Origin of the sequence: Actinorhabdospora filicis, from assembly GCF_030269765.1 — a bacterium.
Classification (GTDB): Bacteria; Actinomycetota; Actinomycetes; order Mycobacteriales; family Micromonosporaceae; genus Actinorhabdospora; species Actinorhabdospora filicis.
The window spans coordinates 520880-545588 of the sequence record NZ_BSTX01000003.1 but is presented as its reverse complement, the minus strand read 5'-3'; the positions used below and the strand labels follow the sequence as shown (position 1 = coordinate 545588).

The 24709-nt window shown below is 71.5% G+C and carries 24 protein-coding genes; 10 read left to right on the top strand and 14 right to left on the bottom strand.

Annotated features, from left to right (window positions below; all coding sequences use genetic code 11):
* Nucleotides 1-40: 40 nt before the first annotated feature.
* Nucleotides 41-499, top strand: a complete 459-nt coding sequence (locus tag QSK10_RS22795; protein ID WP_285664972.1) for a MarR family winged helix-turn-helix transcriptional regulator — start codon at nucleotides 41-43, stop codon at nucleotides 497-499.
* On the opposite strand, the gene QSK10_RS22790 is transcribed toward QSK10_RS22795, so the two are convergent.
* From QSK10_RS22790 to QSK10_RS22760, 7 genes are all read right to left on the bottom strand, one after another.
* Entirely contained in the window at nucleotides 496-3123 is a 2628-nt protein-coding gene (locus tag QSK10_RS22790; RefSeq protein ID WP_285664971.1) for an EAL domain-containing protein, read from the bottom strand. The genes QSK10_RS22795 and QSK10_RS22790 overlap by 4 nt on opposite strands.
* Nucleotides 3124-3675: 552 nt before the next feature.
* Entirely contained in the window at nucleotides 3676-3858 is a 183-nt protein-coding gene (locus tag QSK10_RS22785) for a hypothetical protein (protein ID WP_285664970.1), read from the bottom strand.
* A gap of 393 nt (nucleotides 3859-4251) precedes the next feature.
* The gene (locus QSK10_RS22780) at nucleotides 4252-4437 is read right to left on the bottom strand and encodes a hypothetical protein (RefSeq protein ID WP_285664969.1); all 186 of its coding nucleotides are present in this window, start codon (nucleotides 4435-4437) and stop codon (nucleotides 4252-4254) included.
* A 183-nt stretch (nucleotides 4438-4620) separates the two neighbouring features.
* Entirely contained in the window at nucleotides 4621-4809 is a 189-nt protein-coding gene (locus QSK10_RS22775; protein WP_285664968.1) for a hypothetical protein, read from the bottom strand.
* A 206-nt stretch (nucleotides 4810-5015) separates the two neighbouring features.
* Nucleotides 5016-6860, bottom strand: coding sequence for a dihydroxy-acid dehydratase (gene ilvD, locus QSK10_RS22770; protein ID WP_285664967.1), 1845 nt, complete (start codon nucleotides 6858-6860; stop codon nucleotides 5016-5018).
* A 37-nt stretch (nucleotides 6861-6897) separates the two neighbouring features.
* Complete coding sequence (locus tag QSK10_RS22765) at nucleotides 6898-8382, bottom strand: amino acid permease (RefSeq protein WP_285664966.1); 1485 nt, start codon at nucleotides 8380-8382, stop codon at nucleotides 6898-6900.
* Nucleotides 8383-8504: 122 nt separating this feature from the next.
* Nucleotides 8505-8921, bottom strand: coding sequence for a PH domain-containing protein (locus QSK10_RS22760; RefSeq protein ID WP_285664965.1), 417 nt, complete (start codon nucleotides 8919-8921; stop codon nucleotides 8505-8507).
* A 118-nt stretch (nucleotides 8922-9039) separates the two neighbouring features.
* Between QSK10_RS22760 and QSK10_RS22755 the strand changes: the two genes are divergently transcribed.
* The 3 genes from QSK10_RS22755 (at nucleotide 9040) to QSK10_RS22745 (ending at nucleotide 10793) form a co-directional block, all read left to right on the top strand.
* Entirely contained in the window at nucleotides 9040-10128 is a 1089-nt protein-coding gene (locus QSK10_RS22755) for a WD40/YVTN/BNR-like repeat-containing protein (protein WP_285664964.1), read from the top strand.
* Nucleotides 10129-10413: a ubiquitin-like small modifier protein 1 gene (locus QSK10_RS22750; protein WP_285664963.1), complete on the top strand. Its 285-nt coding sequence runs from the start codon at nucleotides 10129-10131 to the stop codon at nucleotides 10411-10413.
* A gap of 179 nt (nucleotides 10414-10592) precedes the next feature.
* Nucleotides 10593-10793, top strand: coding sequence for a hypothetical protein (locus QSK10_RS22745; RefSeq protein WP_285664962.1), 201 nt, complete (start codon nucleotides 10593-10595; stop codon nucleotides 10791-10793).
* Nucleotides 10794-10848: 55 nt separating this feature from the next.
* Here QSK10_RS22745 and QSK10_RS22740 read toward each other — a convergent pair whose 3' ends face one another.
* Nucleotides 10849-11775: a 2-hydroxyacid dehydrogenase gene (locus QSK10_RS22740; protein ID WP_285664961.1), complete on the bottom strand. Its 927-nt coding sequence runs from the start codon at nucleotides 11773-11775 to the stop codon at nucleotides 10849-10851.
* A gap of 83 nt (nucleotides 11776-11858) precedes the next feature.
* Between QSK10_RS22740 and QSK10_RS22735 the strand changes: the two genes are divergently transcribed.
* Together QSK10_RS22735 and QSK10_RS22730 are read left to right on the top strand one after the other, a co-directional pair.
* Nucleotides 11859-12974, top strand: a complete 1116-nt coding sequence (locus QSK10_RS22735) for a PQQ-dependent sugar dehydrogenase (protein WP_285664960.1) — start codon at nucleotides 11859-11861, stop codon at nucleotides 12972-12974.
* Between the two features lie 2 nt (nucleotides 12975-12976).
* On the top strand, nucleotides 12977-14707 hold the full coding sequence (locus QSK10_RS22730) for a metallophosphoesterase (RefSeq protein WP_285664959.1): 1731 nt from the start codon (nucleotides 12977-12979) through the stop codon (nucleotides 14705-14707).
* Here the strand turns inward: QSK10_RS22730 and QSK10_RS22725 are convergent, their stop codons facing one another.
* Both QSK10_RS22725 and QSK10_RS22720 read right to left on the bottom strand, forming a co-directional pair.
* The gene (locus QSK10_RS22725) at nucleotides 14708-15343 is read right to left on the bottom strand and encodes an NUDIX hydrolase N-terminal domain-containing protein (protein ID WP_285664958.1); all 636 of its coding nucleotides are present in this window, start codon (nucleotides 15341-15343) and stop codon (nucleotides 14708-14710) included. It lies immediately after the preceding gene.
* A gap of 52 nt (nucleotides 15344-15395) precedes the next feature.
* Entirely contained in the window at nucleotides 15396-15965 is a 570-nt protein-coding gene (locus QSK10_RS22720) for a TetR/AcrR family transcriptional regulator (RefSeq protein ID WP_285664957.1), read from the bottom strand.
* A 66-nt stretch (nucleotides 15966-16031) separates the two neighbouring features.
* On the opposite strand from QSK10_RS22720, the gene QSK10_RS22715 reads away from it, so the two are divergent.
* Complete coding sequence (locus QSK10_RS22715; protein ID WP_285664956.1) at nucleotides 16032-16901, top strand: hypothetical protein; 870 nt, start codon at nucleotides 16032-16034, stop codon at nucleotides 16899-16901.
* Nucleotides 16902-16973: 72 nt separating this feature from the next.
* On the opposite strand, the gene gatB is transcribed toward QSK10_RS22715, so the two are convergent.
* Both gatB and QSK10_RS22705 read right to left on the bottom strand, forming a co-directional pair.
* Nucleotides 16974-18467 carry an Asp-tRNA(Asn)/Glu-tRNA(Gln) amidotransferase subunit GatB gene (gatB, locus tag QSK10_RS22710; RefSeq protein WP_285664955.1) on the bottom strand — a complete coding sequence of 498 codons (1494 nt, stop codon included), beginning with the start codon at nucleotides 18465-18467 and terminating at the stop codon, nucleotides 16974-16976.
* Nucleotides 18468-18522: 55 nt separating this feature from the next.
* A complete protein-coding gene (locus QSK10_RS22705; RefSeq protein WP_285664954.1) occupies nucleotides 18523-19017 on the bottom strand; it encodes a MarR family winged helix-turn-helix transcriptional regulator in 495 nt (164 codons plus the stop codon).
* A 219-nt stretch (nucleotides 19018-19236) separates the two neighbouring features.
* Between QSK10_RS22705 and QSK10_RS22700 the strand changes: the two genes are divergently transcribed.
* The 3 genes from QSK10_RS22700 to QSK10_RS22690 are packed head-to-tail and all read left to right on the top strand — an operon-like array spanning nucleotide 19237 to nucleotide 22807.
* A complete protein-coding gene (locus tag QSK10_RS22700) occupies nucleotides 19237-20940 on the top strand; it encodes an ABC transporter ATP-binding protein (RefSeq protein ID WP_285665405.1) in 1704 nt (567 codons plus the stop codon).
* Nucleotides 20941-20997: 57 nt separating this feature from the next.
* Nucleotides 20998-21711: a dienelactone hydrolase family protein gene (locus QSK10_RS22695; protein ID WP_285664953.1), complete on the top strand. Its 714-nt coding sequence runs from the start codon at nucleotides 20998-21000 to the stop codon at nucleotides 21709-21711.
* A gap of 1 nt (nucleotide 21712) precedes the next feature.
* Entirely contained in the window at nucleotides 21713-22807 is a 1095-nt protein-coding gene (locus tag QSK10_RS22690) for a low temperature requirement protein A (RefSeq protein WP_285665404.1), read from the top strand.
* A 40-nt stretch (nucleotides 22808-22847) separates the two neighbouring features.
* On the opposite strand, the gene gatA is transcribed toward QSK10_RS22690, so the two are convergent.
* Nucleotides 22848-24323 (bottom strand): Asp-tRNA(Asn)/Glu-tRNA(Gln) amidotransferase subunit GatA, encoded by a 1476-nt coding sequence (gene gatA / locus QSK10_RS22685; RefSeq protein ID WP_285664952.1) that lies wholly within the window; start codon nucleotides 24321-24323, stop codon nucleotides 22848-22850.
* Nucleotides 24324-24326: 3 nt separating this feature from the next.
* Complete coding sequence (gatC, locus tag QSK10_RS22680) at nucleotides 24327-24623, bottom strand: Asp-tRNA(Asn)/Glu-tRNA(Gln) amidotransferase subunit GatC (protein ID WP_285664951.1); 297 nt, start codon at nucleotides 24621-24623, stop codon at nucleotides 24327-24329.
* Nucleotides 24624-24709: the final 86 nt, after the last annotated feature.

The window sequence follows — 24709 nt, the reverse complement described above, 5'->3', positions numbered from 1 at the left end:
GCTGTCCTCCTCGATCTAACAGTGCTGTTACATTAACCCCATGATCGATCGCGAAGCCGTGGGGACCCTGCTGCGGCACGTCCACGACGTCCTCGACGGCGACGTCGCCCGCGCCCAGGCCGCGCTGGGCCTGCCGGAGGACTACCGGCCGCGCTTCTCCCCCGTCCTGCGCGCGCTGGCGCGCGGGCCGCTGCCGATCCGGGACCTGGCCGCCGCCATCGGGGTGACCCACTCCGCGGCCAGCCAGACCGTCGCCCAGCTCACCGAGCGCGACCTGGTCGAGCTGCGCCCCGGCGACGACGCCCGGCAGCGCATCGCCCACCTCACCCCGCGCGCCGAGGCGCTGCTCCCGGCGGTGGAGCGCGAATGGCGGGTGGTCTCGGAGGCGATGGCCGAGCTGGACGCCGAACTCCCCGCCCCGCTGGCCGAGGTCCTGCTCGCGGTGCTGGCCGCGGTGGAGCGCAAGCCGTTCCGGGAGCGGGTGCTGGAGCGGGCCTAGTCCCCCGCCGCGGCCACGCCCTCGGCGAGGCGCGCCTCCAGGTCGACCGCCATCAGCGGCCGGTGGAACAGGTAGCCCTGCCCCAGCGGGCAACCGGCCTCGACGACGTGCGCCAGCTGCGCCTCGGTCTCCACGCCCTCGGCGATCACGTCGAGGCCGAGGCGCTCGCCCAGGCGCACGACCACGTCGGAGAGGGGCGCGGTGCCGTCCTCGGCGCCCACGACGAGCGCGCGGTCGATCTTGATGATGTCCACCGGCAGCCGGTGCAGCTGCCCCAGCGAGGAGTAGCCGGCGCCGAAGTCGTCCAGGGCGATGCGGACGCCCGTCGCGCGCAGCCCGGTCAGCTGCGCCACCAGGCGGTTGACGTCGTAGGCGACGTCGTGCTCGGTGATCTCCACGACCAGCTGGTGCGGCGGGACGCCGCGCTCCACGAGGGACTGGGCGACCTCGACGGCGAAGTTCGGCGAGTGCAGCTGCCGGACCGAGACGTTCAGCGAGACCCACAGCCGGTGCCCGGAGGCGCGCCACTGGGACAGCTTCCCGGCGGTCTCGCGCAGCGACCAGGCGGTCAGCTCGTCCATGATCCCGGCCGATTCGGCGGCCGGGATGAACTCGGCGGGCGAGACCGAGCCGAGGACGGGATGCGTCCAGCGCAGCAGGGCCTCGGCGCCGACGATCTCGCGGCCGGGGAGGGCGACCACGGGCTGGTAGACCAGGTGCAGCTCGCCGCGTTCGTTGGCGCCGCGCAGTTCCTGCTCCAGGGTGGTGCGGCGGCGGACGAGGGCCTCGAAGTCGGCGTCGTAGCGCTCGATGCGGTTCTTGCCGCGCTCCTTGGCGAAGCGCAGGGCCAGGTCGGCGTTGCGCATGAGCGTCTCGACGTCGTCGGCGGTGCCGCAGCCGGCCACGCCGATGGAGATCGACAGGAACACGCGGGTGCGCCCGCAGTCGTAGGGCTCCGACAGCGCGGCCAGCAGCCGCTCGGCGATGTCCCCGGCGTCCTTGACGCCGCACCAGAGCAGGACGGCGAACTCGTCGCCGCCGAGGCGGGCGCCCAGGTCGGTGGGCCGCAGGTTGGCGCGCAGGCGCTCGGCGACCTCGACCAGGACCTCGTCGCCGACGTCGTGGCCGTGCAGGTCATTGACGTTCTTGAACTCGTCGAGGTCGATGGCCAGCATCGTGCAGGGGATGCCGGATCCGGCGACGTCGTTCTCCAGTTTGCGCAGCAGCTGGCGGCGGTTGGCCAGGCCGGTGAGCGGGTCGGCGTAGGCCATGCGCGCCAGTTCGCGCTCCAGCTGCTTGCGGTCGCCGACGTCGCGGGTGTGGACGACCAGGCCGCGCACCTGGGGGACGTCGCGGTGGTCGGCCACGGTGGACTCGGTGTCGCGCCAGTCGCCGTCGGCGTCCATGATGCGGCCGTCGAGGATGACCGCCTCGCCGGTGAGGGCGCGGGTGAGCTGCTTGCGGACGGGGGCGGCGTCGTCGGGGTGGACGAGCTCGTCGAAGGAGCGGCCGCGCGCCTGCGCCTCGGTCCAGTCCATCCGCCAGGTCGAGGACGGCGACTGCCAGCGCACCACCATGTCGTCGTCGAGGACGGTGATGACCTCGGAGGATCCGGCCACGATGGACCGGAAGTAGGCCTCCCGGTCGGCCAGCTGCTCGGCGGCGCGGCGGACGTCGAAGCGGGTCAGGATCTGCCGGGAGATCAGCGCGGCCACCACGAACACGGCGGCGATGACGGTGTCCAGGCGCAGCGGCCCCTTCGCGGCGGCGTGGTAGATCGCCGCGCCACCGGCGATCGCGGTGGGCACGAGGGTGACCAGCAGCCCGATGTGCGGGATCGGCCGCGCGCGGGCGGCACCCGGCGAGCGCAGTCCGAACAGCAGCGCGATGACCACGAGCATGGCCCCGGCTCCCCAGGACAGCATCGCCGCGCGGCAGATGCCGTAGGAGCCGACGTCGACGCCGATGAGCATCGGCGGCCCGGCCAGGGCCACGATGGACAGCCCGAGGGCGAGGAGGATGTGGGCGCGGCGGTATCCGGTGGCGCGGACGGCGGCGACCATGCCGATGCCGACGATGGTCGCCGACAGCAGCGCGACGGTCAGCACGAAGCCGTAGCTCCAGGTGAAGGCGGGCGAGAGCGCGTCGGGCCGGTAGTCGACGAAGAAGAGCATCCACATCGTGAAGGACAGGCAGGCGGCGATGATGAGGCCGTCGAGGGCAAGGCCGAGGCGCGGCGCGAGGCCGTTGACGCCGCCGGGGAGCCGCAGGAGCCCGTGGATGAAGAAGCCGGCCGAGATGACGCTGCCGATGCCGACGGCCCACAGCGCGTGGGGGCGGGCGAGGATGACGGCGATGCCGACGGAGAAGGCGCCCACGCCCATGCCGATGGCGATGTTGCGGTAGGCCTCGCGTCCGGGAAGGCGGTCGGCGAGGTGGGCGGCGGCGGCCGAGGCGACGGCGATGACCACGGCCACCGATGCCGTGCCGAGGCCGGGGACGCGCTTGTCGTCGCCGAAGTACCGCAGGCCGATGCCGACGGCGTAGAGGAGGGTGAAGGCCAGCACGGCACGGCGCAGGGCGGTTAAAGTCTCAGCTCGCCGCTGTCCCCAGGTGCGCCACACGAGTTCTCAGTGCCCGATCTGATCTCGACGGAAACGGCCGCCCGGGCGGGCCCGAGCCGTCGGCTGTGGACTGAACGGCCGGGCTTCGCGCACGGCCATCTAAAGAAATTAGCAGGACCTGGAAAGCCCTTGTCGGGTCCGCGTCGGCGCTTTCCCCCTTCGGCCTCTCCGGGACGCCCCGATCGCCCCCGCGACCCCTCCGCCGGTCATGGGCGCGCCATGGCGCGGCACCCCGGGACCGCCGACAACCACGGCCATCCCGGGGCCCTTGTCTTCTCGTGCCGCGAACCTTTTAGCCGGATTCGCCAGAAGCGATCGTTCCAGTTCCCGCACTGTGCGGTCAAGCCCCGGTCGGGCGACCCCCATGTGGACTCGCGGTGGATGCGGTGGTGCCCTGGACACGAAGGGGGGCGCGACTTCGGTGAGTCGGGAAGCCGACACGCGAGTGTCGAAAATGGACATGAAGAACCCCGCCGCCTCCAGGGAGCGGCGGGGTTCGGCGTGAGGAGGAGGGCTCGCCCCCTGTCTCCGGGGCGAGACGTCCGGAGCGGCTTAGCAGCAGCCGATCTGAACCTGGGTCACCTTGCAGTTGCCGCCCTGGGTGTAGCGGTACTTGGTGTGCAGTCCGGGGCAGATGCCGCTGATGCCGCAGCCGGTCCAGCTCTCGTAGGGACAGCCCGCGGTGGCGCTGGCCTTGCCGACGAGACGGGTGAGAACGCGGTCGATGAGCTTCATGTCGATCCTCCCAAGCGGCCGTGCACCGCTCTCGCTGCGCGAGTGGCTGCCGGACACGACCGGAAAGGATGCTGACAGTGGGCCCCTCACCTGGACAATGCTCGATCATGATCGAAATGCCCTGGCTATGCACGTGAGTGTGCATCGAATGTGCGTCTCCGCAAGACCGGCGGCCGAACGCGCCCGGCACGGGAAGAACCCCGCCGCCCCTCCGCTCCGAGACAGGCGGTGGGACGACGGGGTTCGGCGTCCGGGCCGGGACGCGCGCGGTGAGTCCGAGTACCGCTCGCGCACCCGGCGTCCGGCCGGCGGGGACGGCTAGATCCCCGCCCCCGCGCGCACGCGGCCGGGGAGGCACGCGCGGCGCACGGGACGATCGCCACAGGGTTCTGGCTAGCAGCAGCCGATCCAGGTGTCGCTCTCGGTGCAGTCGGGCTTGATGACGTGCTTGTAACGCGAGTGCCCGCCGGCGCAGATGCCACTGGGCACGCAGTACGTGTACTGCGAGCCCTGACACGGGCTCGCCTTCGCCACGGCCTTGCCGACGAGACGGGTCACGACACGGTCGATGAGCTTCATTTCGCTCCCTTCGCGGACGCGGCCCCCGCCGCGTCCACAAAGGATCCTTACGGTTACGCGTCCCGGCCGGATCATGCTTCCGGCGCGCTCCGGCCGCGATACCGGCGGCCTATTCGAGCCGAGGGCACGTAAACGAAACCCCGCCACCCCCGCACGCGGGGACGACGGGGCCGGGACGGGCGGCTAGCAGCAGCCGAGCCAGGTCGTGTCGACCTTGCAGTTGGTGTGCCGGACGTACTCGTAGCGGGCGTGCCACCCGTTGGTGTTGCAGATGCCGCTGTAGACGCACTCGCGCCACTTCTTGTAGTCGCAGGCCGCCCGGGCCCGGCCGGTGCCGACCAGGCGGTCCAGAACACGATCAACGAACTTCATGGTCATCCCTCCACGAACCGCGTCCGGCCCCCACTGACGCGAGGTCCCACCGAACGCGATCGGAAAGAATGCTTGCAGTCACTCCATGATCGTTCAATGCTCGATCATGATCGAACATGCATTCTTATGCGCACCAGTGTGCGGCAGATGTATTACGGCGGACGCGAAAAGGCCCCCGCCGGTGGCGGGGGCCTCGTCGAGCGGTGTTACGGCACCAGGCGGTACGCCCCGTCGCTGGCCGAGGTGGCCATGGACGCGTAGGCGCGCAGCGCGGCGGTCACCGGGCGGTCGCGGTCCACCGGCGTGTACGGGTGCTCGCGGGCCTCCTCCTTCGCGCGGCGCACGGCCAGCTCGTCCTCGGAGACCTCCAGTGCGATCGAGCGCGCGGCGATGTCGATGGCGATCGTGTCGCCGTCGCGGACCAGCGCGATCGCGCCGCCCGAGGCCGCCTCGGGCGAGATGTGCCCGATGGACAGGCCCGAGGTCCCGCCGGAGAAGCGGCCGTCGGTAATGAGCGCGCACGCCCGGCCCAGGCCCTTGCCCTTCAGGAACGAGGTCGGGTGGAGCATCTCCTGCATGCCGGGACCGCCGCGCGGCCCCTCGTAGCGGATCACCACGACGTCGCCGGGGACGACCTCGTCGTTCATGATCGCGGCGACCGCGTCGTCCTGCGACTCGAAGACGCGCGCCCGCCCGGCGAAGGTCAGGCACTCCTCGGGCACGCCCGCGGCCTTGACCACGCAGCCCTCCGGCGCGATGTTCCCGAACAGCACCGCCAGGCCGCCGTCGGCGCTGTAGGCGTGCGCGTTGTCGCGGATGCACCCGTTGGCCGCGTCGACGTCCAGGCTCTCCCAGCGGTTCTCGGTCGAGAAGGCCTGGGTGGTGCGGACGCCGCCGGGCGCGGCGTGGAACAGCTCGATCGCCGCCTCCCCCGCCTTGCCGCCGCGCACGTCCCAGTCGTCGAGCCAGTCGGCCAGGCCCGCCGAGTGCACGCTGCGGACGCCGGTGCTCAGCAGCCCGGCGCGGTTCAGCTCACCCAGGATCGCGGGGATGCCGCCGGCCCGGTGCACGTCCTCCATGAAGAACTTCGGCGAGTTCGGCGCGACCTTGGACAGGCACGGCACGCGCCGGGAGATGGCGTCGATGTCGCCGACCCCGAACTCGACCCCGGCCTCGCGGGCGGCGGCCAGCAGGTGCAGGACGGTGTTGGTGGAGCCGCCCATGGCCACGTCGAGGGTCATCGCGTTGTCGAAGGCCTCGCGGGTGGCGATGTTCAGCGGCAGGACCGACTCGTCGTCGCCGTCGTAGTAGCGGCGGGCCAGGTCCATCACGGTGGTCCCGGCGCGCTCGAACAGGCCGCGGCGGGCGGCGTGGGTGGCCAGGGTGGAGCCGTTGCCCGGCAGGGCCAGGCCGATGGCCTCCAGCAGGCAGTTCATCGAGTTGGCGGTGAACATGCCCGAACAGGACCCGCAGGTCGGGCACGCGTTGCGCTCGATCTCGTCGAGGGTCGCGTCGTCCACCGAGGCGTCGGCGCTGGCGACCATGGCGTCGACGAGGTCGAGGCGCGGCTTGACCACGTTGCCCACGGCGAAGGTGCGCCCGGCCTCCATGGGCCCGCCGGAGACGAAGACGGTGGGGATGTTCAGGCGCAGGGCGGCCAGCAGCATCCCGGGGGTGATCTTGTCGCAGTTGGAGATGCACACGAGGGCGTCGGCGCAGTGCGCGTTGACCATGTACTCGACGCTGTCGGCGATCAGCTCGCGGCTGGGCAGCGAGTAGAGCATCCCGCCGTGGCCCATGGCGATGCCGTCGTCGACGGCGATGGTGTGGAACTCGCGCGAAACGCCGCCCGCCTCGCGGATCGACCCGGCGACGATGTCGCCGAGGTCCTTGAGGTGCACGTGGCCGGGTACGAACTGGGTGTAGCTGTTGGCGATGGCGACGATGGGCTTGCCGAAGTCGCCGTCGGTGAGGCCGGTGGCGCGCCACAGGGCGCGGGCACCGGCCTGGTTGCGTCCGTGCGTCGAGGTGCGAGAGCGGAGTTGCGGCATACCCCTCAGTCTCGCACTGTTCACATGGTGGGATTAATTACCCACTGGCTGAGCGGTCGCGCGTGGCCAGGGCCGAGTTGCGGCGGCTGTACAGGAAGTACACCGCCACGCCGATGGCCATCCAGATCAGGAAGCGGATCCAGGTGAGCACGGTCAGGTTCACCATCAGCCACAGGCACGCCAGCACGGCGAGCACCGGGACGACCGGCACCCACGGCGTCCGGAACCCGCGCGGCAGGTCCGGGCGCGTCCGGCGCAGGATGATCACCCCGATGCTGACCAGCACGAACGCCGAGAGCGTGCCGACGTTGACCATCTCCTCCAGCCGCCCGGCCGGGAAGAAGCCCGCCGCGACGGCCACGACCACCCCGACGCCGAGCGTGAGGCCCACCGGCGTCCCCCGCTTGCCGGTGCGCGACCAGCGGCGCGGCAGCAGCCCGTCGCGGGCCATGGCGAAGGCGACGCGCGTCTGCCCGAGGATCATCACCATGACCACCGTGGTCAGGCCCGCCAGCGCGCCCACGGAGATGATGGTGGCCGCCCAGTTCACCCCGTGGACCTCGAACGCGGTCGCGAGGGTGGCCTTGGTCCCGTCCGGCGCGGTCTTGAGCGCGGTATAGGGCACCATGCCCGTCACCACCAGCGACGTCGCCACGTACAGGACCGTCACGATCGCCAGGGACCCCAGGATGCCGCGCGGCACGTCCCGCTGCGGGTTGCGGGTCTCCTCGGCGGTGGTCGCCACGATGTCGAAGCCGATGAAGGCGAAGAAGACGATCCCGGCGCCGGCCAGCATCCCGAAGATCCCGTAGGTGCTGCCCACGTCGCCGAACACCGCCGCCAGCAGCGACTGCTCGACGCCGGTGTGCCCGTCGGCGCCCGAGGCGGCCGGGGGGATGAACGGGTGGTAGTTCCCGGCGCTGATGTAGCCGATGCCCAGCACGATCACGAACAGGACCACCGCCACCTTGATCGCGGTGATCACCTGGCTGACCCGCGAGGACAGCCGCGTGCCCAGCACCAGCAGCAGCGTCAGCGCCGCCACCACCAGCACCGCGCCCCAGTCGAAGCCGCCGACGGTGGTCGGCACGTCCACCCCGAACAGGCCGACCGCCTGCGCCAGGTAGGTCGACCAGCCCTTGGCGACCACGGCCGCGGCCAGCGCGAACTCCAGGATCAGGTCCCAGCCCAGGATCCAGGCGGCGAACTCGCCGAAGGTGGCGTAGGAGTACGTGTAGGCGCTGCCGGCCACCGGGACGGTGGAGGAGAACTCGGCGTAGCAGAGCGCGGCCAGGCCGCAGGCCACCGCCGCGATGACGAAGGAGAGCGAGACCGCCGGTCCGGTCAGGTCACCGGCCGTGCCCGCGGTGAGGGTGAAGATGCCGGCGCCGATGACCACGGCGACGCCGAAGACGGTGACGTCCCAGACGGTCAGCTCGCGCTTGAGCCGGTGCTTGGGCTCCTCGGCGTCGCTGATGCACTTCTCGACCGGCTTGGTGCGCCAGATACCCGAACGGGACATGAGTGCCACCCCCTGCCTGGAAAGGCCGTATGGGGGTGATTCGACCACATGCGAGGGCCGGAGTCGGGGATCATCACCGATCCCGCATGGCGCGATCACCCGGCGTCGCGGGTGCGGCGGCCCTACTCGGCGGCGGTCTCGCCGGCGTCGTCGCCGGTCTCGGCGAGCACGAGCTCGGTGCCGCCGGCGGCGATCAGCCGGGGCAGGTCCGCCCGGCGCACGGCCGGGAGCGGCAGGCGCGTGCCGTCGCGCAGGACCGCGAAGGTGTCGCGGCGTCCGGCGCCGAAGCCCTCGACCTGCTCCCAGGTGACGCGGCGGCTGCCGACGAGGCCGCGTACGCGAAGCCCGTTGGAGGAGGCGTCGACGCCCGAGCGCCAGGCCCAGACGGCGGCGCCGACGGGCACCAGCAGGATCGGCGCGAGGTACCACGACGACATCGCCAGGGGCAGCCCGCTGATGAAGAACAGCACGGCCGCGATCCACATGCCGCCGCTGTGGCGGAAGCGGATACCGGCCTTGGCGACGCTGATGACGGTCATACGGTGATGGTCCCACAGGGCCTCCGGTGCCCCCGAGAGGCCCGAAACGGCACGTGTCCCGCGGAAATGTCATACCCTCCTGCCATCCTGCGCCCGACTCGGACGAAAGGAGTGGATCATGACGTATCTACTCGCCATCGGAACGGGAAAAGGCCTGTTCCTCGCCACCAGTCGCGACCGCCGCCGCTGGGAGGTCTCCACGCCGATGTTCGCGGTGAACGGCGTGTACGCCGTGGGCATCGACACACGAAGGACCACACCGCGCATCGTCGTCAGCGCCGACAGCGCGCACTTCGGTCCCAGCGTCTACACCAGCGACGACCTGGGCAAGACCTGGGAGGAGGCGGAGCACGCCCCGCCGATCGCGTTCCCCGCCGACACCGGCGCCACCTACAAGCGGGCCTGGCAGTTCGCGTTCCCGGCCCCGGCGGGGCAGGAGGACGTCGTCTACGCCGGTTCGGAGCCGTGGGCGCTGTGGCGCAGCGCGGACCGGGGCGCCAGCTACGAGCTGGTCCGCTCGCTGTGGGAGCACCCGCACCGGGCGGAGTGGGGCGAGGGCGCCGGCGGCCCGGCGATCCACACGATCGTCCCGCACCCCGCCGACGCGCGGAGGATGCTCATCGCGATGTCCACCGGCGGCGTCTACCGCACCGAGGACGGCGGGGCGAGCTGGACGGCGTCCAACACCGGCGTCAAGACCGAGTTCATGCCCGGCGACCTCCACTACCCCGAGTACGGGCAGTGCATCCACAAGGTCTCGCGCGACTCGCAGAACCCCGAGCGGCTGTACCTGCAGAACCACGGAGGCGTGTACCGCAGCGACGACGACGGCCGGTCGTGGACGTCGATCGCCGATGACCTGCCGACCGACTTCGGCTTCTCGATCCTGGCGCACCCCTCGCGCGAGGGCGTGGCGTTCAACGCGCCGGTGGCCTTCTCCGACAACCGCTACCCCTACGACTACCGGCTGCGGGTCTACCGCACCGAGGACGCCGGGGCGAGCTGGACCGGCCTGAACGTGCTGGACGACCCGTACTACGGCATCGTCCTGCGCGACGCCCTCTGTACCGACGGGGCCGAGACGCCGGGGCTGTACGTGGGCACCCGGGTCGGCGACGTGTTCGTGTCCGCCGACGACGGCGAGTCCTTCGTCCAGGCCGCCGGGCATCTCCCCGACGTGCTCTGCGTGCGGGCCGCGGTGGTCTAGGTGGCCGTCACCGTCATCATCCCCGGCGCGCTGCGGGTCGACACCGGCGGCGAGTCGAAGGCCGTGGTCGAGCTGGGCGGGGACGCCGTCCTGCGCGACGCGCTGGACGCCCTCGCCGCCCGGCATCCGCGCATAGACCGCCGCCTGCGCGACGAGCAGGGCGTGCTGCGGCGTTTCGTGAACGTGTACGTCGACGGTGAGGAGTGCCGCCGGATGGAGGGCCTGGACACGCCCGTGGGCGCGTCTTCCGAGGTCCAGATCATCCCTTCGGTTGCCGGTGGGTAACCGCATGTCCTATGCACACGGCAGTGCACAAGCCGGGTTCTTCAAGATTGACACCCGTTCGTGACATGAGGAGGCTCTGCCGGGGGTCGTCCACTGTGCTCAAGAGACAGGGGTGCAGCGGCGGCCTTCGCCCCCGCGCACATCCCGCGCGGGGATCCCGCGCGCGAGAGGAGCCCCTCATGAGCATGCTGGGCAAGCTGACCGACAAGATCCTGTCCAAGGTCGTCCCCGCCAAGGAGGCGGCGGCCGTGTGTCCTCCGGACTGCATCCAGTACCGGGAGATGAGCGACGGCTACTGCCGCTACAAGACCTGCTGCTACCGCGGCCAGCACTGCACCTGGACCTGCAGCGCGTGGACCGCCTGGGGCTCCTGCCACTAGGGCGACCCGAACGCACACGGCGTGCTCCCCACCCGGGGAGCACGCCGTCGCCGTGTCAGTACCCGTTCACCACCACGTTCTCCAGGGGCTCACCGGCGGCGAAGCGGCGGATCTGCTCGCCGACGAGGGTGTAGCCGCGCTCCTCGATGCCGGGCACGTTCCCGCCGACGTGCGGGGTGATCAGGACGTTCGGCAGGCCCCACAGGCCGTGGCCGGCCGGCAGCGGCTCGGGGTCGAAGACGTCGAGGGCGGCGTTGAGGCGTCCCGAGGACGTCTCGGCCAGCAGCGCGGCGGTGTCCACGACCTTGCCGCGGGCGACGTTGACCAGCAGCGCGCCGTCGGGCATCGCGGCCAGGAACTTCGCGTCCACCAGGCCGGTGGTGGCCTCGGTCAGCGGCACGATGACGACCACGATGTCGTGCTCGGGCAGCAGGCCCGGGAGCTCGTCGATGGCGTGGACGCCCTCGCGGGCGGTGCGGGCCACGCGGGTGATGCGCGCGCCGAAGGCCTCGGCGCGCACGGCGACGGCCTCGCCGATCGCCCCGGCGCCCAGGATCAGCACACGCGCGCCGTACAGGGTCGAACCCTCACGCCGGTCCCATATGCGCGCGCTCTGCGCCCGGGCGTAGTGCGGGAAGTCCCGCAGGGAGGCCAGGACGGCCGTCAGGACCCATTCGGCGGTGGCGACGGTGTGGACGCCCTTGGCGTCGGCGAGGGTCACCGTGGCGGGCACGACCGGCTCCCACACCTCGGCGCCGGCCGACAGGAGCTGCACCACCTTCAGGGCCGGCATGGCCGCCAGGGTCTGCGTGCTGTCGGCCAGGGCCATGTACGGCGCGACCCAGAACACCACGTCGGAGGGGTCGGAGGGGTACTCGCCCCGGCCGTCGTAGACCTCGATCTCCACCCCGTCCGGGATGGCGCCGAGGTACTCGCGGCCTTCTTCGTGTGCGATCCAGATCTTGCCAGACTCAGTCCTCATGGGGCCCCAGCCTAGAGATCGGCGCGGGCCTTCCCGACTCGCCGGGTGAGCCGGAGCGGGCCGGGGCTGACTACGCTGGCCTGGTGACCTCACGGCCTGTCCGCGCGGCCGCGGCCCTGCTCGCGGCGACCTTCCTGCTGTCCGCCTGCGCTTTCGGCGATCCGCCCCCGAACGACCCCGGGAAACCCCCCAACCTGCCCAGGCCCTCGGCGAGCGCCTCCGACGAGGCGGCCACCGCCGACATCGTCGCCGACAACCTGGCGGTGCCGTGGGGCATCGCGTTCCTGCCCGACGGGACGGCGCTGGTGACCGAGCGCGACAGCGGGCGGCTGCTGTCGGTGGGCGAGGAGGGCGTCAAGGAGGTCCAGAAGATCGCCGAGTCGGTCCATGAGGGCGAGGGCGGCCTGATGGGCGTGGCGGTGTCGCCGAAGTACGAGCAGGACAAGACGGTCTTCGTCTACTACACCTCGGCCACCGACAACCGGATCGCGAAGCTGAAGCTGGGCGAGGCGCCCACGCCGATCGTGACGGGCATCCCGAAGGGCGCCAACCACAACGGCGGCGGGCTGGCCTTCGGCCCGGACGGGTTCCTGTACGCCACCACGGGTGAGACCTATGACAAGCCGTTGTCGCAGGACAAGGCGAGTCTGGGCGGGAAGATCCTGCGGATGGACACCGACGGGAAGCCCGCCGAGGGCAATCCGTTCGGCACGCTGGTCTACTCCTACGGTCACCGCAACGTGCAGGGCATCGCCTGGGACGAGCAGAAGCGGCTGTACGCGGTGGAGTTCGGCCAGGACACCTGGGACGAGGTCAACCTGATCACCCCCGGCGGCAACTACGGCTGGCCGGAGGTCGAGGGCAAGGCGGGTAACTCCAAGTACATCGATCCGCTGGTGCAGTGGGATCCGGCCGAGGCGTCGTGCTCGGGCGCGGCGATCGCGGGCAAGACCCTGATCGCCTCGTGCCTGCGCGGCAAGCGCCTGTGGCTGGTGAACCTGGACGGCAAGGGCGGGGTGAGCGGTGAGCCGCAGCCGGCGCTGGTGGGCCAGTTCGGGCGGTTGCGCGCGGCGGCGGTCGCGCCGGACGGTTCGGTGTGGGTGAGCACCTCGAACAAGGACGGCCGGGGCGAGCCCGGTCCCGGCGATGACAAGATCCTGCGCATCGTCACCGGATCTTCGGGTATCGGCAAGGCATAGGCATGAACAGGGACGCCCGGACCCGGTTGCGCGAGGCGGTCGACCGCACGCGCGCCGGGTTCGCGCGTGCACGGGACAGCCGCGCCACGGCGGTGTCGCTGGCGTGGCTGGCGGGAGTGTGGGCTTTCGCGCGGCGCCTGTGGTCGGGCGGCGCGCGGGAGCACGCCGAGGCCACGCGCACGTGGCGCCGGGACGCCTGGGACCGCTATGAGGCGGGCCCGTGGGCGCGGCGGGCGGCGGCGGTGCGGCGGGGCACGGGACGGTCGTGGCGGTGGCTGCGCGGCAACCGGGTGGCGCGGCGGCTGGGCGTGTCGGTGGCGATCTGCGCGGTGGCCGTCGCCGGGGCGATGCTGGGGGTGACGCTGACGGGCTCGGCGACGGTCCCGATCGGGCCGTTCCAGTCGTCGGTGTCGATCGAGCCGGCCACGCGCGGTGAGACGCGGGTGGCGTTGCCGCCGCTGGGTTCGCTGACGCTGGACAGCCACGCGGGGCCGGTGAAGCTGGACGTGAGCCTGAACGCGCTGGACCAGACGCGGACGCAGGCGCTGGTGGCCGATCCGGACGGGCTGTCGAAGGCCTCGGAGACGGTGCCGGAGGACGTGGTGTCGGCGCTGATCACGGTGGCGTTCAAGGCGATCGCGGGGGCGGTCCTGGCGACGCTGGTGCTGGCGGGGCTGCTGTTCCGGAACATGCGGCGGACGGCGATCGCGGGCGGGCTGGCGCTGGCGCTGACCGCCGGGGTGATCGGGCTGGCGGCGGCGACGCTGCGTCCGCAGTCGATCGAGGAACCGCGTTACGAGGGCCTGCTGGCCAACGCGCCGGCGGTGGTGGGCGAGGCGCGGCAGATCGCCGACCGCTACGAGGCCTACCGGGCGCAGTTGCAGAAGATGGTGACCAACGCCGCGCAGCTGTACACCACCGCGCGGACCCTGCCGAACTTCACGCCCGATCCGAACACCGTGCGCGTGCTGCACGTGTCGGACCTGCACCTGAACCCGGCGGCGTGGTCGGTGATCGCCACGGTGGTCGAGCAGTTCCAGATCCAGGTCGTGGTCGACACCGGCGACATCACCGACTGGGGCACCGAGCAGGAGGCGAAGGCCTTCACCGCCGCCATCGGCGATCTTCCGGTGCCCTACGTGTACATCCGCGGCAACCACGACTCCGAGGCCACCGCCGACGCCGTGCGCGTCCACGACAACGCGTTCGTGCTGGACGGCGACACCGTCACCGTGGCGGGCCTGACCTTCGCCGGGATCGGTGACCCGCGCTTCACCCCCGACAAGAGCTCCGAGCCGGGGGACGTGCGCGAGGAGCAGGTCATGTACAACTCGGGCGCGAAGCTGGCGCGGATCGTGGCCGAGTCGCCGACGCCGGTCGACGTCGCCCTCGTCCACGATCCGGTCTCGGCCTCGCCGCTGGGCGGGAAGGTCCCGCTGGTGCTGGCGGGGCACCGGCACCAGCGCGAGGTGTCGACGCTGCCCGACTCCACGACCAGGCTCATGGTCGAGGGCTCCACGGGCGCGGCGGGGCTGCGCGGCCTGGAGCACGACCAGCCCACGCCGATGGAGCTGTCGGTGCTGTACTTCCACAAGGGCACCAAGGTCCTCCAGGCCTACGACGACATCACCCTGGGCGGCACCGGGCAGGCGGAGGTGTCGCTCCAGCGGCACGTCATCGACGCCGTCGAGCCGGAGAACGGGCCGGGCTCGCCCAGCCCCTCGGCGTCCTAGTCAGTGCAGGACCGGGCGGTCCAGCTCGCCGGCGCGCCAGCGGAAGGCGTCGGCGACCTTGGTCGGGTAGCCCCGGAACAGTGGCAGCTCCAGGGCCGCCTCGCGGGTGAACCAGCCGAAGTCCAGTGTCTCGTTGGTCAGCCGCAGCTCACCGCCCTCCACCTCGCAGAGCACCACCGGGATGTACAGGTGCCAGGCGGGCTGGTGGTCGTAGATGAGCCGGTTGTCGTAGAGGCCGATCAGCTCCACCGCGCGGACCTTCAGGCCGGTCTCCTCCCAGCACTCGCGCACTGCCGTCTCGGCCGGGGACTCCCCCACGTCGGCGATGCCGCCGGGCATGCACCACGTGGCGGACCCGTCGGCGCGCTGGACGAGCAGCAGCCGGTCCTCATCGTCGAAGACCACCGCGTCCACCGCCGTCATCGGCGTCCGGTAGCCCAGGGCTCCCCGGTACTCCTCGGTGATCTCCTCCACCGTGCGCGTGTCCACCATGGCCAGCAGTTCCGCCGAGATCTCGTGCAGCCGCGTGAAACGCGCGGTGTTGTACGGGTCCTCGGCGAAGTGCAGGCCGTTGGCCGCCAGCGCGCGGATCTCCGCCGAGAGCATCGCGACCTTGCGCGAGACGTCGTCCACCATCGGGCACCTCCTGGCCGGTATAACGCTTCAGGGACTGTAAAGGGTTCACCGCTCAGGCCACCAGGAACCGCTGGATCCCGGCCATGAACGCGGCCGGGTCGCGCGAGCCGTGGTCGAGGTCGAGGCTCCGGTTGGCGACCCAGACCATGAAGCACAGACTGGCGCGGATCTCGACCTCGTCGGCGTCGGTGAACAGCTCGCCGAACAGGGCGCGCAGGTAGGCCAGGCGCCGGTTGTCGACGCGGCGCAGCCGCTCGGCCACCGCCGGGTCGCGGCGGGCCCAGTCGCGGACCGCGCTGTCGGTGGTGATGTCGGTGAGCACGCCGTCGCCGTAGGCGGCGATGCGGAACAGCCGCCCCAGCCGCGTGCGCGCGTCGCCCCCGTCGGCCTCGGTCCGCTCGATGACCGTGTCGGTCACGTCGCGCTCCCAGACGTCGAGCATCTCGCCCAGCAGCGCCGGGCGGTCGGCGAAGTAGCCGTAGAAGCCGCCCTTGGTGACGCCCAGCTCGCGGGCCAGCGACTCGATCCGCACCGCGTCGACACCGCCCTCGGCCAGGACCCGCAGCCCGGCGGTGATCCAGTTGTCGCGGGGGGTTCGCGCGTTCGCCATGAGCAACGTCACCTGTCCATCATCTGTACGGCGGCGTACAGATGCTACTAGCCTCGATTTATACGCCACCGTATAGAAGTGGCGGGCAACAGAGAGGCGGGCGACATGAACGGCCCGGCACCACTCACCAAGACCATCCGTTTCCAGACGTGGACGCTGGGCGCGGCCGCCCTTTTAAGCGCCGCCGCCGCGATCCTGCACACCTTCGTCCAGGCCACGCCGACCCTCGACGCGCTCATGGCCTCCACCGCCGCCCCCGAGACGCGGCAGTCGCTGCGGATGATGTGGCACGGCATGTCCGCCATCGCCTGGACCCACCCGGTCCTGCTCGCGCTGCTGTGGCGCCGCCCGGCGGGCGTGGCGCGGCCGGCACTGGCCTTCCTCGCCGTCCTCAACGGCACGCAGGCGCTGTTCCTGGTCGCGGCCGGGCTGTGGGCCGAGGGCGCGGCCGGGCTCCTGTCGCTGCCGCAGTGGGCGCCGCACGCCGCCGTCGCGGCGCTCGCCTGGGCGGCGCGCCCGTCCGCACCCACCGAACCGGGCCGCCCGGGCCACCGCGGCCGCGCCCGCCTGGTCCTGCTGTGGGCGACCACCATCGTCACGGGCTGCGCGGCGGTCTACCACCTGATCGTGGGCACGTTCCACAGCTGGCCCGCCGACCTCCTGGACGGCGACACCGCGTCCCCGGCGAAACCGGCCCTCTACGCGATGTGGCTGTTCAGCTGCGTGGTCTTCGCCTCGGTCCCGGCCGTGCTGGTGTGGTCGACCCGCGCACCGGCGGCGGCGGGCCGCTTCCTCGTGCGCTACACCGCCGTCCTCGTGGCCTGCCTGATGGCCTCGTGGACGCTCACCCTGATCCTCGGGTACGGGCCGGACATGCTTCCGGCCGGGCCCGTCACCCTCGGGCTGATGGCCGCGCTCACCGCGATGAGCGTGCCCGAGCGGGCCTGAACACCCGGAAACGGAACCGCCGGAAACAGAGCCGCCGCCGTCCACATCGGACGGCGGCGGCTTCGTCGTTGTTCAGGACAGGCGCGCGATGACCAGCTCGCGGACCGTCTTGGCGTCCGCCTGGCCCTTGGTGGCCTTCATGACCGCGCCGATCAGGACACCGGCGGCGGCGTGGTTGCCGCCACGGATCTTCTCGGCCACGTCCGGGTTGGCCGCGATGGCCTCGTCCACGGCCGCCGTCAGCGCGCCGGTGTCGGAGACGACCTCCAGGCCCCGCGCGGACACGATCGCCGCCGGGTCGCCCTCGCCCGCCAGCACCGCCTCGATGACGGTCCGGGCGATCTTGTCGGTGATCTTCCCGCCGTCCACCAGGGACTGCAGTTCGGCCACCTGCGCGGGCGTGATCGCCAGCTCGCCCAGCTCGACGCCGGACTCGTTGGCGCGGCGGGACAGCTCGCCCAGCCACCACTTGCGGGCCGCCTCGCTGGAACCGCCCGCCGCGATCGTCGCCTCGATCAGCTCCACCGCGCCGGCGTTGACCACGGAGGCCATCTCGAAGTCGGAGATGCCCCAGTCGGCCTGGAGACGCAGCCGGCGCACGCGCGGCAGCTCCGGCAGGGCCGCCTTGAGCTCGGCCACCCACGCCGGGTCCGGCGCCATCGGCGTCAGGTCCGGCTCGGGGAAGTAGCGGTAGTCGGTCGCGGTCTCCTTGGAGCGGCCCGAGGTCGTCTCACCGGTGTCCTCGTGGAAGTGGCGGGTCTCCTGCAGGATCGAGCCACCGGCGTCCAGCACCGAGGCCTGGCGCAGCATCTCACTGCGGACCGAGCGCTCCACGCTGCGCAGCGAGTTCACGTTCTTGGTCTCCGAGCGCGTGCCCCACTCCTCGCCCGGCTTGTTCAGCGAGAGGTTCACGTCGCAGCGCAGGGAACCCTGCTCCATGCGCACGTCGGACACGCCCAGGGAGCGGATGACGTCGCGCAGCTCGGTCACGTAGGCCCGCGCCACCTCCGGCGCCAGCACACCCGTGCCCGGCACCGGCTTCGTGACGATCTCGACGAGGGGGATGCCCGCGCGGTTGTAGTCGACCAGCGACTCCGTCGCGCCGTGGATGCGCCCGGTCGCGCCGCCCACGTGCAGCGACTTGCCGGTGTCCTCCTCCAGGTGCACCCGCTCGATCTCGATGCGCACCGTCTCGCCGTTGACCTCGACGTCCAGGTAGCCGTTCTCGCAGAGCGGCTCGTCGTACTGCGAGGTCTGGAAGTTCTTCGGCATGTCGGGGTAGAAGTAGTTCTTGCGCGCGAAGCGGCACCACTCGGCGATCGTGCAGTTGAGCGCCAGTCCGATGCGGATGGTCGCCTCGATCGCGGCGGCGTTGGCCACCGGGAGGCTGCCGGGCAGGCCCAGGCACACCGGGCACACCTGCGTATTGGGCTCGCCCCCGAACTCGGTGCTGCATCCGCAGAACATCTTGGTCCGCGTACCCAGCTCCACGTGCGTCTCCAGCCCGATGACGGGCTCGTAGCGAGAGACGACGTCGTCGTACGACGGCAGGGTGCTGGTGCTCATCATCGGCCTTCCGGTGAGGTGCGGTCGAACAGGGGGAGCGCTGCTAACAGGGTAGTTATCCGGCTTTGCGCTCGCCCTGCTGGGGCGTGCACTCCTGCCGGGAGGCCGCCTCCAGTTCGGTCAGGAGGGCCAGGAGCTCGCGCTGGCGGTCCTCGGGGAGGGTCACGAAGATCTCCTCGGCGCCCTCGCGGCGCAACTGGCGCAGCTCCTCGGCGCGCTGGGCGCCACCGGCGTTGACCGAGACCCGGATGGAGCGGCGGTCGTCGGGATCGGGATTGCGCTCCACGAAACCGGCCTCGACCAGCATGTCCACGATGTCACCCGCCGAGCGCGCGCCGATGTCGAGCTTGCGCGCCAGGTCCACGATCCGCAGGGGGCCGTGGAAGTCGATGATGCGCAGCGCGCGGGCCTGCGAGGCCGTCATGCCGGTGGGCGCCAGCTGTTTGTTCGCGCGGTGCCGGACGCGGCGGCCCAACCGGAAGAAGAGGTGGGTGAGCTCGCCGATCACGTCTTCGTCGACGTGGGGCGTGGCTGCGTCGGTGGTCGGCATGACTGGCTCCCGGGAAACGGTTCTGCACTGAGAGTACGGGACGGCGCGGTGGCCACCGCCACCCACTATTGCGAGCCTAGCTCGCTAAGAGCTAGGCTCGCTACCATGTCAACAGATCTCACATCAGAAGGCGGTACGAAGACCGCCCCGAAGAGGAAGCCGCGCCAGCTGTCGCGGATCGCCCGCCTCTTCACGCCCTACCGGGGGCGACTCGCCCTCATGCTGCTCATCATCGCCATCACCTCAGCGTTCACGGCCGTCTCCCCATTCCTGCTCCAGCGGATTCTCGACGAGGCGATCCCGGACGGGAACGTCAAGCTGCTGACCTGGCTCACCGCGGCCACCATCGCGGTGACCCTGGCCGGCGCGGTCGGCGGCGTCCTGCAGAACTGGATCGCCAACATCGTCGGCCAGCGCGTCATGCACGACCTGCGCGTGTCCGTCTACGGCCACCTCTCCCGCCAGTCCCTGGCCTTCTTCACCCGCACCCGCACAGGTGAGGTCCAGTCGCGCATCAACAACGACATCGGCGGCGTGGACAGCGTGGTGACCAACACCGTCGGCAACATCGTCGGCGACGGCACCACCCTCATCGCCGCGGTGGCGGCGATGCTGCTGCTGGACTGGCGGCTGGCGCTGATGTGCCTGGCCACCATCCCCTTCTTCATCTGGATCGCCCGCAGCGTCGGCAAGCAGCGCCGGGCCCTGCGCGCCCGCCGCCAGGAGCAGCTGGCCGACGTGACCTCGCTGATCGAGGAGTCCATGTCGGTCTCGGGCATCCTGCTGGGCAAGACCCTCGGGCGCGGCCCGGCCCAGGTCGAGCGCTTCACCAGCGAGTCCAACCGGCTGGCCGACCTGGAGGTCAACGCGCAGCTGGCCGGGCGCTGGCGCTTCGCGTCCATCCAGGTCTTCTTCGGCGTCATCCCCGCCCTGGTCTACTTCGCCGCCGGGCTGGGCAGCGCCTCCGGCAGCACGCTGGTCTCGCTGGGCACGCTGGTCGCCTTCACCACCGTCCAGGTGCGCATGTTCCGCCCGCTGATGTCGCTCATGGGCGTCGGCGTGCAGCTCCAGACCAGTCTGGCGCTGTTCGGGCGCATCTTCGGCTACCTCGACCTGCCGGTCGACATCACCGAGAAGCCCGAGCCGAAGACCCTGACCGGTGTGCGCGGCGAGGTCCGCTTCGAGGACGTCGGCTTCTCCTACGCCGAGAACGCCCGGACCCTGCGCGAGGTGGACCTGACCGTCCCGCCCGGCACCACGATGGCCCTGGTCGGCGCGACCGGCTCGGGCAAGACCACCCTCGGCTACCTCGTCGCGCGCCTCTACGACGCCACCGAGGGCCGGGTCGCCATCGACGGCGTGGACGTGCGGGACCTGTCCTTCGCCTCGCTGGCCGACACCGTGGGCGTGGTCTCCCAGGAGACGCACCTGTTCCACGCCTCCATCGCCGAGAACCTGCGCTTCGCCAAGCCCGAGGCCACCGACGGCGAACTGGAGGCCGCCGCCCGCGCCGCCCGCATCCACGATCACATCGCGAGCCTGCCCGAGGGCTACGACACGATCGTCGGCGAGCGCGGCTACCGCTTCTCCGGCGGTGAGAAGCAGCGGCTGGCGATCGCGCGGATGATCCTGCGGAACCCGCCGGTGCTGGTGCTGGACGAGGCGACCAGCGCGCTGGACAACCGCACCGAGCAGGAGGTGCAGGCGGCGCTGGACGCGCTGTCGTCGGGCCGGACGACGATCGCGATCGCGCACCGGCTGTCCACGATCCGCGACGCCGACCAGATCGTGGTGCTGGACAAGGGCGTGGTGGCCGAGCGCGGCACGCACGACGAGCTGGTCGCGCTGGGCGGCAGGTACGCCGATCTGCTGGCCCAGGACGCCATCGAGGAGTGGGCCGACGAGGCGGCGGTGACGCGGTGAGCGGTGGCGGCAATATCCTTGCCGCCGTCCCCTCGTTCTCTCCCTGAAGGAGCCTTCGTGCAGAGCAGCACCTGGACCCGCCTCGACGGCGGGCCCTCGCTGTACGTGGCGACGCCGCACGCCCCATCCAAGGGGACGGTGCTCGTCGCCCAGGAGATCTTCGGCGTGACCGCGCACGTCCGTGAGATGGCCGATCACCTGGCCCGGGAGGGCTTCACGGCGGTCGCGCCCGATTTCTACTGGCGCTCGGGTGAGCGCCTTGAGTTCGCCTACGACGATGAGGGCCGCGCCAAGGCGATGGCGCAGATGCGGTCCCTGACGCGCGAGGGCGTGCTGGCCGATCTGGACACCGCGCGGGCCACGGTCGAGGGCAAGCCCGCGATCGTGGGTTTCAGCCTGGGCGGGCACATCGCGCTGCTGGCGGCCACCGAGGCGCCCTACGTCCTGGCGGTGGACTTCTACGGCGGCTGGACGGTGGGCGGCGGGGTGCCGCTGGCCGAGCCGGAGCCGCCGCTGGCGCAGGCCTACGCGATCGCCGCGTACGGCACGCCGGTGATGGTCCTGGCCGGTGACCGCGACCGGCTGATCGGCGACGAGGACTGGGCGGCGATCGGGGCGAGGCTGACCAATTACGGGGTCTCCCACGAGCGGGTCCGCTACCCGGGGGCGGCGCACGGGTTCATGTGCGCCGACCGTCCCGACTGGGACGCCGACGCCGCCAGTGACGCGTGGTCGCGGGTGATCGGCGCGCTGGAGAAGCGCTTTGGCTGAGGTGGCCGAGCGGCGGGTCAGCTGGGCGGAACTGTTCTTCGACCTGATCTTCGTGTTCGCCGTCACGCAGGTCTCGGCGCTGCTGCTGAGCGGCCACTCCCCCGCCGGGGTGGCCAGGGCGCTGGTGGTGCTGGTCCCGGTGTACTGGGTGTGGATCGGCACGTCGGTGTTCATCAACACGCGCGGGACCGACCGGCCGCTGGAGCGGCTGGGGGTGTTCGGGGTGGGTCTGTGCTCGCTGCTGATGGCCCTGGCGATCCCGGACGCCTACGGCGAGCGCGGTGTGTGGTTCGGCGTGGCGTACCTGGTGGCGCGGGCGATCATCGCGGCGATGACGTTCATGGGCGTCCCGCTGCTGTTGAACCCGGTGGGGATCTCGCTGTTCACGTCGGGTCCGCTGCTGATCGTGGGCGGTTTTCTGGACGGCCGGGCGCGCTGGATCCTGTGGGGACTGGCGGCGCTGATCGACCTGTCGACGCCGCGGCTGACGCGTAAGCGGCTGCTGCGGCTGAAGTTCGACGCGCCGCACCTGGCGGAGCGCTTCGGGCTGCTGGTGATCATCGCGCTGGGCGAGTCGATCGTGGCGATCGGCGCGCCCCTGGCGTCGGCGAAGCACGTGGCGGCGGGTGCGATCGCGGGGGTCGCGGTGGCGTTCGTGATCGCGGTGGGCCTGTGGTGGGTGTACTTCAATTACGCCGCCGACGCCGTGCGGCACGCTCTGGCGACCACCGAGATCAAGACGGATCTGGTGCGGCAGGTGCTCACCTACGGGCACTTCCTGTTCATCGCGGGCATCATCGCGGTGGCGGTGGGCCTGGACGAGGCGGTCGCGCACTACTCGCACCGGCTGCCGGTGGCGGTGGTGGCGTTGCTGTACGGCGGGTGCGCGCTGTACCTGGGGACGTTCGGTTACACGCGGTGGGCGATGTTCCGCAAGGTCGCCACGTGGCGGCTGACGGGTGCGGGCCTGGCGGTGCTGCTGGCGCCGGTGGCGGTGTTCGTCCCGGCGATCGCGGCGATGGGGATCCTGGCGGCGCTGCTGGTGGCGCTGAACGCGTGGGAGTACCGCAACGTGACCAGGACCGGGCGGGTGTGACGAAGGGCCGCTCCGGTGGGAGCGGCCCTTCGTGGTGCGTCTAGCGCTGCGGGACCAGCGGGGTCTGCGTGGTCTCGAAGGCCGCGCCGACCCGGTACATCAGGTCGTCGCGCATCGTGGGGGCCATGATCTGCAGGCCCACGGGCAGGCCGTCGGAGAGCCCGCAGGGCACGGAGATGGCCGGCCCGCCGTACAGGTTCGACGGGATCGTGTACAGGTCGGCGAGGTACATCTGCACCGGGTCCTCGGTGCGGCTGCCGATCTCGAAGGCGGTGAACGGCGTGGTCGGCGAGACCAGCACGTCGACCTGCTCGAAGGCGGCGGTGAAGTCGCGGGTGATGAGCGTCTTCACCTTCTGCGCCTTGCCGTAGTACTCGTCGACGTAACCGGCCGACAGGGCGTAGGTGCCCAGGATGATGCGGCGCTTGACCTCGGGGCCGAAACCGGCCTCGCGGGTGAGGGCCATGACCTCTTCGAGGGAGTTGTGGCCGTCGTCGCCGGTGCGCACGCCGTAGCGGACGCCGTCGAAGCGCGCCAGGTTCGAGGAGCACTCGCTGGGCGCGATCAGGTAGTAGGCGGGCAGCGCGTACGGGAAGTGCGGGCAGGACAGCTCCACGACCTCCGCGCCGAGCTTGCCGAGGGTCTCCACGGCCTGCTTGTAGGCGGCGATGACGCCCGGCTCGGCGCCCTCGGCCTCGTCGAACTCGCGGACGACGCCCACGCGCATCCCCGTCAGGTCGCCCGTGGCGCCCTGGCGGGCCGCGGCCACCACCGGCGGGACCGGCTGCGGGATGGAGGTGGAGTCGCGGCGGTCGTGACCGGCGATGACCTCGTGCAGCAGCGCGGCGTCCAGGACGTTTCGCGCGAACGGGCCGGGGGTGTCCAGCGAGGACGAGAAGGCGATCAGGCCGTAACGGCTGGTGCCGCCGTAGGTCGGCTTCGCGCCGACGGTGCCGGTGACCGCGCCGGGCTGGCGGATCGAGCCGCCGGTGTCGGTGCCCAGGGACAGCGGCGCCATGCGCGAGGCGACCGCCGCCGAGCTGCCGCCGGAGGAGCCGCCGGGGATGCGCGACAGGTCCCACGGGTTGCGGGTGGGGCCGTAGGCGGAGTACTCGGTGGAGGAGCCCATCGCGAACTCGTCCATGTTGGTCTTGCCGAGCATGACCGTCCCGGCGGCCTTCAGGCGCTCCACGACGGTGGCGTCGTAGGGCGGCTTCCAGCCTTCGAGCATCTTCGAGGCGGCGGTGGTCGGCACGCCCTTGGTGGTCATGATGTCCTTGACCGCGACCGGCACACCGGCCAGCGGGCCCAGCTCGCGCCCGGCGGCGCGGGCCTCGTCCACCGCGCGCGCGGCGGCGCGGGCGCCCTCGGCGTCCACGTGCAGGAACGCGTTGATCGCGCCGTCCTCGGCCTCGATGCGGCCCAGGAACGCCTCGGCGACCTCGGCGGCGGAGGCCTCACCGGAGGCGATGACGCCGGCCAGTTCGGCGGCGGTCAGGTTCGTCACGTCGGTCATGGCCTACTCCTCGTCCAGGATGCGCGGCACACGGAAACGGTCCTCGGCGGAGTCCGGGGCGCCGGCCAGCACGTCCTCGCGCGCCAGCGACGGCTCGGGCACGTCGGCGCGCATCACGTTGACCAGCGGAACCGAGTGCGAGGTCGGCGGGATGTCGTCGGCGGCCACCTCGCCGATCCGGGCCACGTGCTGCAGGATCGAGTCCAGCTGCCCGGCGAACCTGTCCAGCTCGTCCTCGGTCACGGCGAGCCGCGCGAGGCGCGCCAGGTGCGCTACCTCGTCACGGGAGATGGCAGACATCGGTGTATCCCCTCGGCCAGCGGTTTCGTGTAACCGCCTGAGTCTATGGGGTGCGCGTCCACCCGCCTGAGCCGAGGTAAGCGACC

What these genes read in the sequence shown, in the direction of transcription:
- QSK10_RS22795 (WP_285664972.1), top strand. Translation starts at nt 41, where the DNA reads ATGATCGATCGCGAAGCCGTGGGGACCCTGCTGCGGCACGTCCACGAC.
- QSK10_RS22785 (WP_285664970.1), bottom strand. Translation starts at nt 3,858, where the DNA reads ATGAAGCTCATCGACCGCGTTCTCACCCGTCTCGTCGGCAAGGCCAGC.
- QSK10_RS22780 (WP_285664969.1), bottom strand. Translation starts at nt 4,437, where the DNA reads ATGAAGCTCATCGACCGTGTCGTGACCCGTCTCGTCGGCAAGGCCGTG.
- QSK10_RS22775 (WP_285664968.1), bottom strand. Translation starts at nt 4,809, where the DNA reads ATGAAGTTCGTTGATCGTGTTCTGGACCGCCTGGTCGGCACCGGCCGG.
- ilvD (WP_285664967.1), bottom strand. Translation starts at nt 6,860, where the DNA reads ATGCCGCAACTCCGCTCTCGCACCTCGACGCACGGACGCAACCAGGCC.
- QSK10_RS22765 (WP_285664966.1), bottom strand. Translation starts at nt 8,382, where the DNA reads ATGTCCCGTTCGGGTATCTGGCGCACCAAGCCGGTCGAGAAGTGCATC.
- QSK10_RS22760 (WP_285664965.1), bottom strand. Translation starts at nt 8,921, where the DNA reads ATGACCGTCATCAGCGTCGCCAAGGCCGGTATCCGCTTCCGCCACAGC.
- QSK10_RS22755 (WP_285664964.1), top strand. Translation starts at nt 9,040, where the DNA reads ATGACGTATCTACTCGCCATCGGAACGGGAAAAGGCCTGTTCCTCGCC.
- QSK10_RS22745 (WP_285664962.1), top strand. Translation starts at nt 10,593, where the DNA reads ATGAGCATGCTGGGCAAGCTGACCGACAAGATCCTGTCCAAGGTCGTC.
- QSK10_RS22740 (WP_285664961.1), bottom strand. Translation starts at nt 11,775, where the DNA reads ATGAGGACTGAGTCTGGCAAGATCTGGATCGCACACGAAGAAGGCCGC.
- QSK10_RS22730 (WP_285664959.1), top strand. Translation starts at nt 12,977, where the DNA reads ATGAACAGGGACGCCCGGACCCGGTTGCGCGAGGCGGTCGACCGCACG.
- QSK10_RS22725 (WP_285664958.1), bottom strand. Translation starts at nt 15,343, where the DNA reads ATGGTGGACGACGTCTCGCGCAAGGTCGCGATGCTCTCGGCGGAGATC.
- gatB (WP_285664955.1), bottom strand. Translation starts at nt 18,467, where the DNA reads ATGAGCACCAGCACCCTGCCGTCGTACGACGACGTCGTCTCTCGCTAC.
- QSK10_RS22705 (WP_285664954.1), bottom strand. Translation starts at nt 19,017, where the DNA reads ATGCCGACCACCGACGCAGCCACGCCCCACGTCGACGAAGACGTGATC.
- QSK10_RS22700 (WP_285665405.1), top strand. Translation starts at nt 19,237, where the DNA reads ATGCTGCTCATCATCGCCATCACCTCAGCGTTCACGGCCGTCTCCCCA.
- gatA (WP_285664952.1), bottom strand. Translation starts at nt 24,323, where the DNA reads ATGACCGACGTGACGAACCTGACCGCCGCCGAACTGGCCGGCGTCATC.
- gatC (WP_285664951.1), bottom strand. Translation starts at nt 24,623, where the DNA reads ATGTCTGCCATCTCCCGTGACGAGGTAGCGCACCTGGCGCGCCTCGCG.